Consider the following 15,564-nt stretch of genomic DNA (forward strand, 5'->3'; position numbering starts at 1 on the left):
TGAAGGTTACACCCGCATCTACATCATCGGGGTCGGTGTAACCTAAATCTGCCGCTAGGATGCTGTAGGTTCCACCTTCGGCTACCGTTGCACTCAAGTCTCCTGTCAATACTGGTGGTTCATTGACCGGGGTAACGATGAAATTGAAGGTACTTGCTATTGGTGTTGAGCTATCTTCGTTGCCGTCTTCTACTAGGACATCAAAGGAGGCTGTTGTTGTTTCACCACCATCGTGCTGGAAGCTCACCTGCCCTGCCGTCAATTGGGTTCCCGTGAAGGAGGTTGCGGCAACACCATTCACCAATACCGTGCCATTGCTCTGGTTACTCACCGTGAAGGTTACACCCGCATCTACATCATCGGGGTCGGTGTAACCTAAATCTGCCGCTAGGATGCTGTAGGTTCCACCTTCGGCTACCGTTGCACTCAAGTCTCCTGTCAATACTGGTGGTTCATTGACCGCATTGACAGTAATGGTTGAGGTGTCGGAATCAGACTTAGCCCCCCCTGAACCTGTATTACCTCCGTCATTGGTTACCATGGTGAGGGTAACGGCACCGTTGAAGTTGGCAGTTGGAGCAAAAACGGGGGCAGAGCTAACACCCAGGAATGTATTGATGTTGGCTACTGTACCGCTCAGAACAATGGAGCCAGTTCCAGAGCCGGTTACTGTGACACCTCCTCCTGGTGATGCAGATAAAGTTCCTGAATTGACAGACAGGGTTATTGTTACATTGCCGGATCCAGCATCTACATCGCTGATGGACAGACCACTCAAGGTTAAGTTCGTGTCCTCATTGACGTTGAATGTTGCCGGTAGGGTATTTACTGGCGCATCATTGACGGTGACGGTGGTGGGTTCGTTGGCGTAGGGAATAAATACAAAAACGGATCCAAATTGACGCCCCCCATTAAAATTAACCGGCGCTGTAGCTCCTATAGAGATATTTATAGAACTAACCGAATCGAATCTCGTTTGTACCCGGCCCTGGTCGTTGAGAGCCAGACCACTATACTCCCCTGAACCAGTAAATCTGATCTGATCTCCTTCACCCGCAGAAGCAGTTAAGTTGGTCGAAGGGTTATTATTAGCAAGCTGATATAGTTCAAATCCGCCATACTCGACGAATTCGGGACCATCGATATCGATGGAATTACTGTATAAATTAGTCAGAGCGAGCGGATTACCGGCGGTATCTTGGAAATTAATCGTGAAATCAACTCTTCCATTGGCACTAGATACATTAACCCTGGGAGCAAAAAAAGCACTGTCCGGAATAGTAAGAGAGCCAACTGTATAGTTATTGTTTCCATTAGGGTTGGGATCATCTATGGAGACAAGTGTGGCATTCGAGATGTTATCGATTGTCACCAGAGCATCGATTTGGGTTCCTGCAACAGTGACGATATTAGTAAATTTATAGACTGCGCCGATGGTAGCAGCACCAGTACCAGTACCTGCCTGATAAATGCCAGGGTTAGTAGAGTTATTAGAAGCGTTATTAGGGCTTGCGCCACCATCGAAGTTTAGGAGCAGGCCTCCAACATCAATCGGTGGAGCTGACTGTTCAACGGAAAGGGATTGACCATCGATGGTAATTTGGGCTTGATCGACATTTTGTTGTAATGAAGCCAGATAAAATTCATTACCCAATACTACATTCGCAAATATTTCTCCTTCGTCGCCTTGGCTATCGGCCCCGTCATTTAAAATCTGGTCAAAATCATGGCCAATTTCTTCGAGCAAGACAGCAACAATTTGCTCTTGGCTAGCGGTGGCAAACCAATCGGCATTCAGATAAATAGTCGGTGTACCAGTGGTTCCGGTCGCACTGTAGGCCCCCAAAGCTCCCTGTAATTCGGCGCCAGAACGTACTTCCAAACGGATTTGGTAACTACCATCCAAAATGGAAGACCGCAAAGATTCTGCATTCCCTGTCCAGCCAGTAGTGCCAGCGGTGGCGCTAAAAGGGATGGCTAACTGAGTGAGATAGTCAGATTGGGCAAAAAAGCCGGAAAGTTGCTCCTGTACTAACAATTGCAGGGCATCGAGCCGCTCGGTGTAGATACCAGAGGAATCTACTAGACCGAACAAAGACCATTCGCCGTTGCCATCCAAGACGCCGGGATAGGCCGCTAACTCAGGAGCAGAAAAAATATTTTCCATGACAATATCACCCGTTTGAAAATCTAAAAGCCAATTACCACCCAGGGCTTGATGCCCGATCGCCGTAGTGGAAGCGGCGACCCCAGCCTCAGTTAACCCAGCTAACTTTTCAACAAATTCCGCACCGGCATCTCCGGCAGCCACATTGCAACCGTAGAGAAATAGTTGGGGGGACTCTACCCCAGCAAACCAGCCTTTTAACTCCTGACTGCGAAGGGCCAAATTATCCAAGCCCAGATGACCATTACCTAGGTGCAGAAAGCCAGGGGAACCATGGCAAAGAATATGCAGAGAACGAACAGCACCTTGTCTCCCAATCGCTTCAGTAATCTGCCGGAGACCGTCCTGGTCGGGGTCTAGGGTTATTGCTGCAACATTGGGCAGAATAGCCGCCTGAAGCAGGCCCCCATGGAACACCCGGGAGTCAAGGACAAACAAGGTCGAGTTGTGCATATTCAGGATTAAAAGACTCGAAAAAATTGAAAAATTATTTAGGATTCAAGCAGCGGCTAACACAATGGCAGCTCAGTTCGGGGCCGGAGCTCCAGATAAATTCAGTTAGGCGGTTAAACTTAGTTAAAGCAACGGCGCAACCAAACATGGAAAAACAGTTAGAGAAAAGCCCTTTGACCTTTCCGCAATCTCCTCGCGAATGGGGACAGATGAAAAAAACATCCCGAAATTTCTCCGTATTTACCGATATCTAACCCCATCTTACCCAAAAAAAACTAAAAGTATTCACGGTTGCCATGCAAATTTGTCAGGTTACTGAGTTTCCCCGACTGCCGGTAAAAAAATTAACCCTCCACCAAGGCCTGAGGGCTGGGGGCAACAAATTCGTAATTACACTTAGACCGGGCATTCTACTGACAACTAACGATGTCCATCTTTTTCTGGCCGGGATTGGGAAAAAATTTCCCGCCAGGGCTTGGTGGCACAGACACTACAGCAGCCCCAACGTTCGATTTCCCCCGGGTTAACCGCACTGCCGCATTGGGGACAGGACTGCAAAACCTCGGCTCGTTCTTTTAGGGTGGTGAGCCACTTTTCCAGGGCTTCTGCTGCACTGGTGACTTTTTCACGGCGATCGCCTGGAGGGGGAGGAGCAGGCCGGGGCATGGGGGCAGAGGCCTCCGGCAGTTTACCCGAATGTTGTTGGTGCCAGTGGAGGGGAGAAAAGCGCAGATCCTCCAAAGGCTCCGTCAACTCTCGATTTAGTTTGGCCAAAAGATTAATGCGCTGCAGTTGAAGATTTTGGGCCAGGGCCGGGGAAATGACCGCCACCGTCAGTACACTCCGTTGAATGCCGAGGGGTTTGGTACAGTCCTGTAAACGGGGATCGATCACCTTCTGCCAAGCTTCTTTGACCAATTGGTAACGGCGCAGTTGTTCCCACCCCGGCGATCGCCTGAGATGGCCCAGTAGGTGGTCGAGATTGTTTAAGCCCATGGTGTGCCTCCCTTGGCGGTGGAAATTCCCCGGCCATCCCCCCAAAGCCTAGACCGAAATGGGGTAAAGTAGGCAAGGTAGAATGGTTTCTGCGCCCGGATTTTTGCTCAATTAAGCTTGGCTACGCCTTTGAATTTAACAAGGAGAATTTATGTTAACCCTTAAAATCGCCGTTTATATCGTTGTTGGCTTGTTTATTTCCCTGTTTATCTTCGGCTTCCTTTCCAGTGACCCCACCCGGAACCCTGGCCGCAAGGACTTTGAATAAGCTTTAGCCAAAAAATTTTCCTCTCTCCCTAGACTAATTTTTGTGCCAGGGGTAGATTGGAACCTGATTGCTCTCCCCCACCGGAGAGTTTTTTGTCGCTGGGGCCACAGACGAAACGATTTCTGGCAATTGATCGTCCCCCTTGTTAACCAAGCCCAGTTAGCCTTAGCTTTATATTTCAGTCCAAACAAAGCAAATGTTAGCGTTGGCGTTTAGTTCGTCGATTTAAATGCCCCCTATTGTTTCCCCTCCCCCTCCTCCGGTACCCATTGAAGTGATCAGTCCGAGGGAGACTGAAGAAATGCTGGCAACTGACGGGGCAACACTTTCCTCGTCCACTCCTCCATCGGCGGACCCGGCGATCGCCCAGGCTTCGGCCAAGGATCTGTACCTTAATCCCAACTCTGGTTTGTCCCTGGGGGGTGCCCCCGTTGCCCCCAACTCTAGAATCGGCGATCGGCCTGTGGAGGTACCCATTCCCACGGCCAAGAAAATTATCAGTCAATCCCGGGACGGAGAGATTCAAGAATATCTGATCACAGCCCCCAGCGAGTCGGAGCTAGAAGTGATCACAGGGCCCACGGGGGAAGCTGAGCCCACAGTTGAAGAAAATGGCCAAGAGGCGATCGATGAAGTCGATGAAGTCTTGGAAATCGACCCTGGAGTCACCCCTCCCCCAACGACAACAGAAAATAACCCAGAGCCCAGCCAATTTCTTGATAGTTCCCCTATTCCGGCCACGGAGGCAGATGAAGTCGCCATTCCTCCGGAAGTAATCGAACTAATTTCCGACCACCAAGAATTTGACAGCAATCGGGAAGTGGTCACCGCCACCGGGAACGTCACCATGCGCTTTGCCAATGGGCTACTGCTGGCCGATCGCCTACGGGTTAATTTGCCGGACCGGTTTGCCGTGGCTGAAGGGAACGTCACCCTGAAGCGGGGAGAACAAATTCTCCAGGGGCAAAGATTTGAATACTTCTTTGTGCTCAACCAGGGGGTAATCTACGACGCCAACGGGGAAATTTACCAGCCCAGCACCGCCCGGGACTTTGCCCAAACTGTGCCCGCTGACTTTGGCAACCCCATTGTTTCTAACCAAAGCTTGAACGATCGCCTAGCCATTAATCAGCCCCTCACCAATGTAGTGGGGCAAGAAGGCTTTCGGGCCGGCATTGGGGCCAGTAACCCAGGGGCCCAGAGTGCTAGCCAAACGGACACTGGTGGGCAAGTCAATCGCCTCCGTTTCCAGGCAGAGCAGGTGGACTTCGACGCCGATGGTTGGCGGGCCAAGAAAGTTCGCATCACCAACGATCCCTTTAACCCTCCGGAGCTAGAGGTACAAGCAGAAACTGCCGATTACTATAACGTCGCCCCGGAGGTGGATGAACTCAAACTCACTGGCTCCCGGGTGCTGCTCGACCAAACCACATCCCTGCCCTTCCAGGACCGTCTCACCATCGATCGCCGCGATCGCCAACCGGGATTAATTAGCATTGGCTATGACGGCGAAGACCGGGGCGGCTTATACGTCCAGGGGAATTTCACCCCCATTGACACCGACAGTGTCACTTTTCAAGTTAAGCCCCAATACCTGGTGCAAAAGGTCTTTTTCCCCGACGCTTTCCCCCTGGCCAACCAGAGCGATGCGGAGGTTTGTGCCCTTTGCCCCGCTGCCTTTGGTTTGATTACGGAGTTGAACGTCAACTTCAATGAGCGGATGAATTTACTGAATACCCTCAACTTTTCCAACCTCAATTTGGATGCCATTGACGATTCTCTCCGGGCCAAACTAGCTTTGCAGAATAAATTGGGGGATTTGGGCAATCCCTACGATCTACGATTTGAGTACAATTACCGCGAGCGCTTATACAACGGCTCCCTCGGTTTCCAGACGGTGCAAAGTAGTGTGGGGGCGATTATTGTTTCCCCCACCATTTACCCCTTTGAAGATCCCAGCTTGGCCCTCAACTATCAAGCATCTGTGCAGAGCGTGGAAGCCAGTACCGATCGCCAAGAATTGATTAACCCCACCACCGGGGATAACCTGGTCAGCCTGATGCGTTTACAGGGGGCCGCGTCCCTGACTAAATATTTTGTGCTTTGGGCCGGGGAAGCCCTCCCCCCCACCGCGGAAGAAGGCTTGCGCTATTCCCCCAATGTGGTGGTGCCCTACGTGGTGTTCAACACTGGTATTACCGGCGTGGGCAGTTACTACGGCGATGGCAGTACCCAACCGTCCCTCACCGGCACCGTCGGCTTTTTTGGGCAATTTGGCAATTTCTCCAAGCCCTATTTGGACTACACCGGCTTTAACATTGGCTACTCCCAAGGCATTCGGGGGGATGCTTCGCCATTTTTCTTTGACCGCTTTGCCGACACGGAGATAGTTAGCTTTGGTTTAACCCAACAAATCTACGGGCCATTGCGGTTTGGGGTGCAGGGAGCCTACAGCTTGACCGCCAACGAACAAATCAGCACTGACTACGTTTTGGAATATAGTCGCCGCACCTACAATATCCAACTACGCTACAACCCCCAACTCCAAGTGGGCTCGATCAACCTACGCATCAGCGATTTCAACTGGAGTGGGAACCCGGGCACCTTTGATGGCAGTGACATCCGCCCCGTTACCCAAGGGGTTATTCGTTGAAGCTCAACATAGGCTGGGGCTGACAATTGTTCCCAAATTTATGTCTGCTTTTGTTGACATTTTTGTAGCGGAGGACACCGTTCAATTCTCGGCCTATGGACGGGGAAAAATTCAGATAATTTTAAAGGGATCAAGCCAAAATGACCTGATCCCCGGGTTTTTTATTATGTTAAGGGTCTTTATAAAGGTGACCCCGTGTTATTTCGTTGTATCAATTATGGCTGATCCCCAGGCGATCGTTGTTTTTTTTAAGATTCTCTTTATAATTCTCATAATCATTTCTTATTAAGTTTTGTAACAAAATTATAGCCCAAGGGAATCAGGGGAGCAACCCATCCCCGGATCGGCTAGGTAGTCCCCGGGTTGTAGCTTTAAGCAAACTTACTCAAGGGCCCCCTGGAGGGTAACCCCCAGTTTTTGGGAAAGCCAAACCTCTATGTTTCTGATCGACCAAGGATAGAGGGGCTTGCCTGGTAACACCATGGGCTCCACCAAAATGGTAAACATCCCCAAACGGTTCCCCGCCAGCACATCGGTAAAGAGGCGATCGCCCACCATGGCAACAGCTTCCACCGGCAATTGCATTTCCGTAATGGCCTGGCGCAGTTTACGACGGGAAGGTTTGGCGGCCCCATAGAGGAAGGGTAAATCTAGGGTTTGGGCTACCCCCCCAATGCGAGACTCGCTCATATTGTTGCTCACCAACCAAATGGGCAGTTTGGCTTTGATGGGATCAATCCACTCCCGCAACTCCTCTGACACCTGATCCCCCCTAAACGGCACCAGGGTTTCGTCCACATCCAACACTAAACCCTTGACCCCATGGCGATCGAGGATGGCGAGGGACAACTCTACAATGGTTTTACCCAAAACTAAATCCGGTTGTAGTAACTTTGCGCGGGTCATGGTAGGGCAAAAAATAAGGGAATTTAACAACAAACAATAAAAATACAAGTGTGCGAGCACTATGGCAGATTAACCTGTTTTTTCAGCAGTCGAATTTCCGCTGGGGAAAGAAAGCGAAACTGGCCACTGCCCAGCACCTTTCCCCTGGTGTGCAACTGTAGGGGGCCAATGGTGCGGCGATGGAGTTTTAACACGGTCAATCCCAATTCTTCGGCCAAACGACGAATTTGCCGATTGCGCCCCTCCGTCAGGGTAACTAACAGGTGAATCTGGTCTTTGGTTTCGGAAATTACCTCTAGGGTGGCCGGTAGGGTTTTTTTGCCATCTAACATCATGCCCGATCGCCACTTTTCCAGATCTTCATCGCTGGGATTACCCTCTAACCAAACGTCATAGGTTTTGGGCAAATGGTAACGGGGATGGGTCAGCCGCAGGGTCAACTCGCCGTCATTGGTGAGCAGGAGAGCGCCGGTGGAATTACGGTCTAACCGACCAACGGGATGTAGTCCTTTGCCCCGTTGTAAATCCTGGGGAAGTAGATCTAGCACCGTTTTCCGGCCCCTCGGGTCTTCACAGGTGGAAAGCACATCCCTCGGCTTATTGATGAGCAAGTAAAGATCTCGGGGGCGATTATCAGCCTTAATTTGTTTCCCATCCACCGAGAGAAAATCCCGCTGGGGATCGGCCTTGTCCCCCAAGCTAGCCACTTTGCCATTGACGCTAACCCGCCCCGCCAGAATCATTTCCTCCGCATGGCGACGGGAGGCAATGCCCCACTGGGAAAGCAATTTTTGAATACGTTCAGCCATAGGTTATCTGACAACCTCAAAGGGTAGGGAAGAAAGGATAAGCACAACGGAAATTAATAGGGAATGAGACTCAATTATGCCAATTTATGCAGCGCCCACCATGATAGATCCGTCTCCTTTCCTCGTTTGCAGGCAATATACCAAGGCTCTATTGAGCTTTTTGGCCATGTCGGTAAAACTGAGTCTCTTTCACAACGATTGTATTCCCCCGACGATAAAGCTCTCTGACAGATGAGGTATTGATTACCATTATTGATCCTGGGAAGGCATATTTATTGTTCAGCTCTACGCAGATTAAGCTTGTATATTGATTTTAGATGAGATTAAGACCATGCATATATTAACTTTAATTGGTTGTCCGTCTAGTGGCAAATCAACTGTTGCCAACAAAATTCTGCAAGAGAATTGCGATTATCAAATTGTTTCCACTGATAAAGTTAGGGCAAAATTATTTGGAGATGAATCCATTCAAGGTAACTGGCAAGAGCTGGAAAATGAAGTTTTTAGACAAATAAAACAACATGTTAATGCAGGGTATTCAATTATTTATGATGCTACTAATGCTAAAAAGGCATGGCGGATAGAACTACTCCAAAAACTCAAACAGCTTGGCGATATTGATGTTATTGGTCTGTATGTAAAAACTCCATTAGAAATTTGTCAGCAATGGAATCAACAGAGAGAACGAAAAGTACCGGATTTTATAATTGAAGACTACCATCAAACCCTAAAACAATTTCCTCCAACGCCAGCAGAGGGCTTTACTACCGTCATAGACGTACTTTATGAGAATGGCAATCTTGCCTATCCAAAGAGTCTTTATGCCACCAGCAAAATCAAATCGGGGACAGGCTATGGCAGCTAGTGTCCTACCAAGATCAACATCAGGGAAGATTCTATCCTCGGGCTCAACCCCTGTTAATTTTCCTGTTTTGGGTTAGTCCATTGCACATAAATCAATAAAAGAGCGAGCAAAAAGTAGCTCACTGCCCAACTGGCTCCAGCACCCCAACCCAGGGCCATGAATGTGTCGGCCCCAGTCCATCGGTAACTATGCATTAATCCCAACCAGGATAGGACCCCAGCGGCGATCGCCCAGAGGGCAGCTAGGCCAAATTTCTGCTCAATGATGTAAACGGTCATAGCAGCGAGGATCATGGCCGAGAAAATTACTCCCTGTTCCAAAGCAAAGGCTCCGGTAATAAACAAATCTGCCTGTTGAAAAGCGGGTACTAACTCGGGAGTAATGGGATTATCCGGAGTGCCTAGACCTGCGACCCGGAGGGAATTTTTGGCCACTAAGGCACCCCAGGCGGCAATGCCCGGTAATAGGCCGACCACTACAGCAGGATAATGATTGACCGGAGTAGCACTGAAACTCTGGCTGACAATGATAATGCCAATCCAGAGCACGATCGCCATGGCACTATCGATGGGAATCAGATAAACCAATAAACTAAGGCTGCCAGTGAGACATAAAACCGCCATCACCAAACCGTTGAGCCAGGAATAACCAATCCTTGCGCCCATATCTTTGCAACCGGGATGGCCAATGTAAATGGTGGTGGGAAAACAGGAACCAAATAGGGCGGCCACAATGGTGCCCAGGCCATTCACTGCTAAGCAAGGTGCCGTGGGATAATCATCTCCGGCCGCCGCCGCACTTTCCAAGTTTTGCAAACTGCCCACCAAATTAAATAGTCCCATGGGCAGAATGATGCTGAAATAGCTGACCAATACCCCTTTTGCTTCCCAGAGACTGGCCAGATCCAGGCTGGGTAGATAAATTCCCAAGGGGGCGATCGCCGTTTCTACTTGTTGGGCATCCCAAGTGACTAATCCCGTTGCCCAGGCCAGAATGGTCCCCAGCACAATGGCCATCAATCCGCCGGGAATAGCCAATTTTAGTCCCGGTAACCGGAAAGTAACCTTGCCGAAATAGCTGAGCAGAATGACCCCCAAGGGCAAAATGCCCACTAAGGGATGGGCGTAGGTGCGGAGGAAAAAACCAAGGGCAATGAAAGTCAAAGCAATGCCCGCTAGGGTGGAAAGTAGAGCGGCCCTGGGGGTATAGCGCCGTAACCAATCCGCTCCCCAAGCCCCCGCCAATTCGATCAGACCGGAGCCAAAACAGGCCACTAAGCCCGCCTGCCAAGACAACTCCGCCGCCGCTTCACTACTGGCTCCAGAGCCGATCGCCAATAATCGCACCGGGAGCATAACTAAAAAAACATAGGCAAACAAACTGACTGTGTTGATGCCATAGGGCAAAGCGGTGATGTCATCCCTTCCTTCCCGTTTTCCCTGGTGATAGGCCAGCCAACTGTAATAAAAGTTGCCGACAATCAGGCTAATGGCAATACTGGGCAAAATACGCCCATAGATCAGGGTGGGGGGAAATTGCAACACCGATTGGGTTAATCCCACAATCACCAGGATCTGCACCAAGTTGTTCACCGCCAGGCCAAAGAAGCCATCAATGTCCTGTTTGACAAACCAACGCGGGGCGATCGCCAGAGCAGTCATAAGCCTGTTAATGAAATGGTGAACGGGGCCAACTAGCAGCCAACATAAAAAGGCTACTCCATCCCTGGGGAAAAACAGTCATTTTTCTGGCCATGGAGATTTGGTTTACTAAGCTGGCTTAAGCGGGGGTAATTCAGTCACAACCGGCACAAGCCAACGGGACATTTGAATTGCTAAAAAGTCCAGCAAATCCTCTGAGGGGATGGGATGGGCAAAATAATATCCTTGCCCCGCATCGCATCCCAGCCAATGAAGTTGGGTTAGATGCCGCTCAGTTTCAATGCCCTCGGCAATTAGGCTTTACCAAATAGTTTTGACATGGGAATAGCTCAAGATTTTTTGGTCACAGGTAATCAATGGGATTTCGTACCGCCGGGCGATCGCCACTAAAATTCTGTCGGCAGGATCTTTATGAAAGTTTCCAGGCAGATTAGCACTATCAATTGCGTCGGAAGGAGAAAGAGGTTCAATAACTGTGCCAGGTTGTTGTTTGGCTAATTCAAACCATTCGTGAATCGGTAGAGGAAGTTGCAGTTTATTGAGGCTTTGTTTAGTGGCAATTTCCCAGACTGAAATACTGGAAATAAGAATGGTGCTTTTATTTTCAGATTCGTCAATAATGCCCTGGGCTGGGGTCGATAATTGATCAGGATCGTGAAGTAACCACAGCCAAGTATGGGTATCAAGGAGAATCATTCCGTTAATACCTCCCACAATTCTGGCATGGGATCATCAAAATCTTCACTAATAGTGATAGGTAAGCCGCGCAGAGGATAGGTTTTTTTTGAGTTTTTTTTGAGGTCAGTAGTATCTTTTTGGATAGCATTTAGAAGCGTTTGAACCAGTTCCCATTTATCTTGGGTAGGTAATTTTAGAATTTGCGATTGAATCTCTTGTAAGTTCATAATTACTGGTCTCCAGGTTGGAGTTTTTTCAATATACCCGGCGATCGCCGTAGTATTCATAGCACTTAGGAAGCGGTAAGCCGAGTTGATCAACGGCTCAACATAAAAAGGCTACTCCATCCCTGGGGAAAAACAGTCATTTTTCTGGCCATGGAGATTTGGTTCACTAAGCTGGCTTAAGCGGGGGTAATTCAGTCACAACCGGCATAAGCCAACGGGGCATTTGAATTGCTAAAAAGTCCAGCAAATCCTCTGAGGGGATGGGGTGGGCAAAATAATATCCTTGCCCCGCATCGCATCCCAGCCAATGAAGTTGGGTTAGATGCCGCTCAGTTTCAATGCCTTCGGCAATTACATCCAATCCGAGGGTGTGGGCCAGGGTCACAATGGTGTGGACAATGGCAGTGTTTTGGTCGTTGGGCTCCATGGTGTTCACAAAGGACCGGTCCACTTTAATGGTGTTGATGGGAAAGCGGTGCAGATAACTGAGGGAAGAATAGCCCGTGCCAAAATCATCAAGGGAAATCTGGATATTTCTCTGGCGTAAACTGGTCAACACATCGGTAGCCAAGTCCAAATTATCGATCAATAAACTCTCGGTGATTTCCAGTTTGAGGTCCTGGGGCCTCAAACTGGTGATGGCCAAAATTTGATCCACCGTTTGGATGAGCCGTTGGTCGCGCAATTGACGGCCGGAAACATTAACACTTACCTGGAGATGGGGAATGTGGGGAAATTTTTCTTTAATTTGCAATAATTGCCGACTCGCTTCCCAGAGAATCCAATCCCCCATGGGGACAATTAAGCCCGTTTCTTCGGCGATCGCCACAAATTCTTCCGGCAGGAGCAGACCCTCTTCGGGATGATGCCAACGCACCAGGGCCTCCACCCCCTGTAACTGTCCAGTTTTGAGGCAGATAATCGGTTGATAATATAACTGCAACTCGTGGCGAGCAATGGCCCGCCGTAGGTCATTTTCCCGCTGGAGCCTCTGCACAGCATGGTGGTGCATGGTCTGGTTGAAAATAGCGTAGCGACCCTTACCGGCGGCCTTAGCTCGGTACATGGCGGTGTCTGCGTCCCGCAAAATATCTTGGGGATGGCCATAGTGGGGATGGTTGAGGGCAATGCCAATGCTGGTGTTGGTGAAAATTTCCTGGCCGTCCAAGTTAAACGGCCTTTGTAATTCCTGGTGAATTCTTTGGGCCACGGCGATCACATCTTCGGGACAGGTGATGTTTTCAATCAACATGGTGAACTCATCCCCCCCTAACCGGGCCAAGGTATCCTCCGGCCGCAAACATTGACGCAGACGATGGGCAATGCCCTGGAGCAGTAAATCCCCACAGGTGTGCCCCAAACTGTCGTTGATAATTTTAAAGCCGTCTAAATCCAGAAATAGCACCGCAAACCTTAAATCCTGGCGACGTAAATTTCTTTGCAGAGCATGGCCCAGGCGATCGAGGAACATTAACCGATTGGGCAAATTAGTCAGGGAATCATGGTTGGCGTTGTAGTGGAGTTTTTCCACCGCCGATTTACGCTCAGTGATGTCACTGTCAATGCCGTCGATACGCAGGGGTTGATGCTGGGCATCCCGCACCAATTGACTACGGCGAAATAGCCACCGCTCCTTGCCCCCTGGTTGCACAATGCGATACTCCAACTCCGTCTGGCCTTTCTCCATTAATAATTGCAGGTGATATTCCAGCAAAGGGTGATCGCCAGGATGAACTCCTTCAAACCAAAAATTTTTGCTCTGGTAACACACCTCCAGGGGTTGGCCATAGACCATGGCGGTGGTGGGATTAAGGTAAAGGGTGGCAAAACTAGCGGCATCGGCGGACCAAACCACATCCTGGATGGAGCCTAAAATTCCCTCCAAGCGTTGCTCACTGGCGGACAGGGCCTGCTCGGCGGATTTTCGTTTGGTAATGTCCGTCAGCATGGCCAGCTCCCCCCGGTAATTACCCCATTGGTCATACCACGCACTGCGGGACACCAAACCCCAGAGCACACTACCGTCTCGTCGTTGCAGTTGGACGTCGTAAACCTGATAATGGTTGGGCAACATACAGCGAGGGAAAGATTGCAAAGTCTCTTGATGACTGTTTTGCGACTCCGGCAAATGGTGAATGGCAAGGACAAAGGCCGTAATATTTTTCTCTAAAATTTCCTCCACCGAATAGCCCAACATATCCGCCAATTGCTGGTTGGCAAAGGTAGTTTGTTGGTCTTGGTCTAAAATCCAAATTCCCTCGGAGGTTAGCTCCACAATGTGGCGGTATTTTTTTTCACTTTCCGCCAGGGCCAGGCGGGCTTGGTGTTGTTCACTGATGTCCCGCAGGGAAACCAAAAAGGCCTTACCCTTTTGCCAATGGATGGGGGACACGCGCATTTCCGCCACCACCACATCTCCGCCGAGGGGGGTGAGGGTAATTTCGGTCACCTGATCCGCCACAAAGGGAATACCAAAGGGTTGCTGCAGCAGTTCCCCTTCCCGTCGTTTAAACATCTGCTTGGCGGCGGGGTTAACAAATTGAATAATGCCTTCTTGATCGACAATTAATAGCCCATCGGTGATGGTGACGATCATCCTACTGAAAAATTCTTGGCTGGTCCGTAGTTGTTGTTCTGTGAGCTTCTGTTTAGTGACATCGGTTTGGATGCCGATGAAGTTGACTAAAAAATTGTGCTGGTTATAGATGGGGGACAGGTATAAATGATTCCAAAAAGGCACCCCGTCTTTACGGTAATTTTTCAGCACCACTTCGCATTTTTGGCCACGGGCGATCGCCGAGCGGAGTATGGCCAACTGTTTGCCCTGTTCCCCTTGGCGGTCTTCTTCGAGCAGAAAGCGGCAGTTTTGCCCCATCACTTCTTCGCGGCTAAAACCAGTGATGGTTTCAAAACCATGGTTGACGTAAACCACAGCATTATCGGCATCAAGGGCATCGGTGATCAAAATCCCATTGGAACTAGCGTCGATCGCCTGCTCCAACAACAGTAATTTCTCTTCGTATTCCTGGCGGTCAATGGCAGCGGCCAGGATATGGCTCGCAACCGTGAGGAAATCAACTTCCTCCTCCGTAAATTCGCGGGTGGTGAGACTGTAAACGCCCAACACCCCAAACGCCGTTCTCGGCCCCGCCACAATCACATTGACCCCGCTGATAATGCCTAGGTTATGCAATAAAGGGGAGGCCCGAAATTTAGTACTCAATCTCAGATCCAGGGCAATCACTGGCTCGTAGTCTTCCACCCGGCGATCGCCGTTATAGCGGATGGTATAACCGGCGTAGGAACGGTCAGTGGCATCAATGGTGTAGTTCCCGATTAGGGATTGTTGCCAGCCCTCCCCAGCACAGAGCAGTAGGGCAGAACGGTTGGGTAAAAGTTCCCAAATGCCACAATAATCCACCCCCAAAGTGGCACTAATTAAATCGGTGGCTTGATCAAAAAATCCGTATAAATCATGGCTAAGTAAACCCCATTGCCCCAGTCGCGCGAGGGCTGTCTGCAGACTTGACGTATTACTTTGTGGGGAAGGTAAACCCCGTTGGTGATGCTGGGACAACTTCTGGGCTAATTTTGCTGTGGTCGTTTCCGCCGCCCTCAACTGTTGTTTGAGCTGGTGAATTTCCCTTTGTTGTTGACGCTCCAAATCATTGCCCATCGATTTATCATCCTGCCCAACCTCCATCCCCAGACGAGTCGAGGCAACGAACTGCGGTAAGCCCCTTGATTTGGCAACCCACCATGGCAAAGTGGGGAGCTTGAAACGAGACCAAATGTTCATCCAACGTATTTCAGCGAAAAAAACACCTCCCCGGAGTCACCATATCCCCGGGGATCATGGCCAAATTATAGGTCTTTCCCCC

Annotated in this window: 11 protein-coding genes; 3 read left to right on the forward strand and 8 right to left on the reverse strand. The window is 49.8% G+C overall.

Going from position 1 to position 15,564, the window contains the following annotated elements:
* Both IQ217_RS07230 and IQ217_RS07235 read right to left on the reverse strand, forming a co-directional pair.
* Positions 1-2,620 (reverse strand): DUF4347 domain-containing protein (locus IQ217_RS07230; RefSeq protein ID WP_194019430.1); only part of this gene is annotated, 2,620 nt, incomplete at its 3' end.
* A gap of 420 nt (positions 2,621-3,040) precedes the next feature.
* On the reverse strand, positions 3,041-3,616 hold the full coding sequence (locus IQ217_RS07235; protein WP_194019431.1) for a DciA family protein: 576 nt from the start codon (positions 3,614-3,616) through the stop codon (positions 3,041-3,043).
* Positions 3,617-3,767: 151 nt separating this feature from the next.
* On the opposite strand from IQ217_RS07235, the gene IQ217_RS07240 reads away from it, so the two are divergent.
* Complete coding sequence (locus IQ217_RS07240; protein WP_010873313.1) at positions 3,768-3,884, forward strand: photosystem II reaction center protein I; 117 nt, start codon at positions 3,768-3,770, stop codon at positions 3,882-3,884.
* Positions 3,885-4,113: 229 nt separating this feature from the next.
* Entirely contained in the window at positions 4,114-6,537 is a 2,424-nt protein-coding gene (locus IQ217_RS07245; protein WP_194019432.1) for a DUF3769 domain-containing protein, read from the forward strand.
* A gap of 381 nt (positions 6,538-6,918) precedes the next feature.
* Here the strand turns inward: IQ217_RS07245 and IQ217_RS07250 are convergent, their stop codons facing one another.
* The gene (locus IQ217_RS07250) at positions 6,919-7,476 is read right to left on the reverse strand and encodes a YqeG family HAD IIIA-type phosphatase (RefSeq protein ID WP_228023947.1); all 558 of its coding nucleotides are present in this window, start codon (positions 7,474-7,476) and stop codon (positions 6,919-6,921) included.
* A gap of 26 nt (positions 7,477-7,502) precedes the next feature.
* The gene (locus tag IQ217_RS07255; protein WP_190599054.1) at positions 7,503-8,252 is read right to left on the reverse strand and encodes a pseudouridine synthase; all 750 of its coding nucleotides are present in this window, start codon (positions 8,250-8,252) and stop codon (positions 7,503-7,505) included.
* Between the two features lie 331 nt (positions 8,253-8,583).
* Here IQ217_RS07255 and IQ217_RS07260 point away from each other — a divergent pair, with 331 nt between their 5' ends.
* Complete coding sequence (locus tag IQ217_RS07260) at positions 8,584-9,117, forward strand: ATP-binding protein (protein ID WP_194019434.1); 534 nt, start codon at positions 8,584-8,586, stop codon at positions 9,115-9,117.
* 53 nt (positions 9,118-9,170) lie between these two features.
* On the opposite strand, the gene IQ217_RS07265 is transcribed toward IQ217_RS07260, so the two are convergent.
* From IQ217_RS07265 to IQ217_RS07285, 4 genes are all read right to left on the reverse strand, one after another.
* Positions 9,171-10,778, reverse strand: coding sequence for an NCS2 family permease (locus tag IQ217_RS07265; RefSeq protein WP_194019435.1), 1,608 nt, complete (start codon positions 10,776-10,778; stop codon positions 9,171-9,173).
* A 300-nt stretch (positions 10,779-11,078) separates the two neighbouring features.
* Positions 11,079-11,474, reverse strand: coding sequence for a type II toxin-antitoxin system VapC family toxin (locus IQ217_RS07275; RefSeq protein ID WP_194019436.1), 396 nt, complete (start codon positions 11,472-11,474; stop codon positions 11,079-11,081).
* Positions 11,471-11,743: a hypothetical protein gene (locus IQ217_RS18840; RefSeq protein WP_199309774.1), complete on the reverse strand. Its 273-nt coding sequence runs from the start codon at positions 11,741-11,743 to the stop codon at positions 11,471-11,473. Before IQ217_RS18840 ends, IQ217_RS07275 begins: the two co-directional genes overlap by 4 nt.
* Before the next feature lie 106 nt (positions 11,744-11,849).
* On the reverse strand, positions 11,850-15,359 hold the full coding sequence (locus tag IQ217_RS07285) for an EAL domain-containing protein (protein ID WP_228023943.1): 3,510 nt from the start codon (positions 15,357-15,359) through the stop codon (positions 11,850-11,852).
* Positions 15,360-15,564: the final 205 nt, after the last annotated feature.

The organism is Synechocystis salina LEGE 00031 (assembly GCF_015207985.1).
GTDB lineage: Bacteria > Cyanobacteriota > Cyanobacteriia > Cyanobacteriales > Microcystaceae > Synechocystis > Synechocystis salina.

What these genes read in the sequence shown, in the direction of transcription:
- IQ217_RS07285 (WP_228023943.1), bottom strand. Translation starts at nt 15,359, where the DNA reads ATGGGCAATGATTTGGAGCGTCAACAACAAAGGGAAATTCACCAGCTC.
- IQ217_RS07255 (WP_190599054.1), bottom strand. Translation starts at nt 8,252, where the DNA reads ATGGCTGAACGTATTCAAAAATTGCTTTCCCAGTGGGGCATTGCCTCC.
- IQ217_RS07265 (WP_194019435.1), bottom strand. Translation starts at nt 10,778, where the DNA reads ATGACTGCTCTGGCGATCGCCCCGCGTTGGTTTGTCAAACAGGACATT.
- IQ217_RS18840 (WP_199309774.1), bottom strand. Translation starts at nt 11,743, where the DNA reads ATGAATACTACGGCGATCGCCGGGTATATTGAAAAAACTCCAACCTGG.
- IQ217_RS07245 (WP_194019432.1), top strand. Translation starts at nt 4,114, where the DNA reads ATGCCCCCTATTGTTTCCCCTCCCCCTCCTCCGGTACCCATTGAAGTG.
- IQ217_RS07240 (WP_010873313.1), top strand. Translation starts at nt 3,768, where the DNA reads ATGTTAACCCTTAAAATCGCCGTTTATATCGTTGTTGGCTTGTTTATT.
- IQ217_RS07275 (WP_194019436.1), bottom strand. Translation starts at nt 11,474, where the DNA reads ATGATTCTCCTTGATACCCATACTTGGCTGTGGTTACTTCACGATCCT.
- IQ217_RS07235 (WP_194019431.1), bottom strand. Translation starts at nt 3,616, where the DNA reads ATGGGCTTAAACAATCTCGACCACCTACTGGGCCATCTCAGGCGATCG.
- IQ217_RS07260 (WP_194019434.1), top strand. Translation starts at nt 8,584, where the DNA reads ATGCATATATTAACTTTAATTGGTTGTCCGTCTAGTGGCAAATCAACT.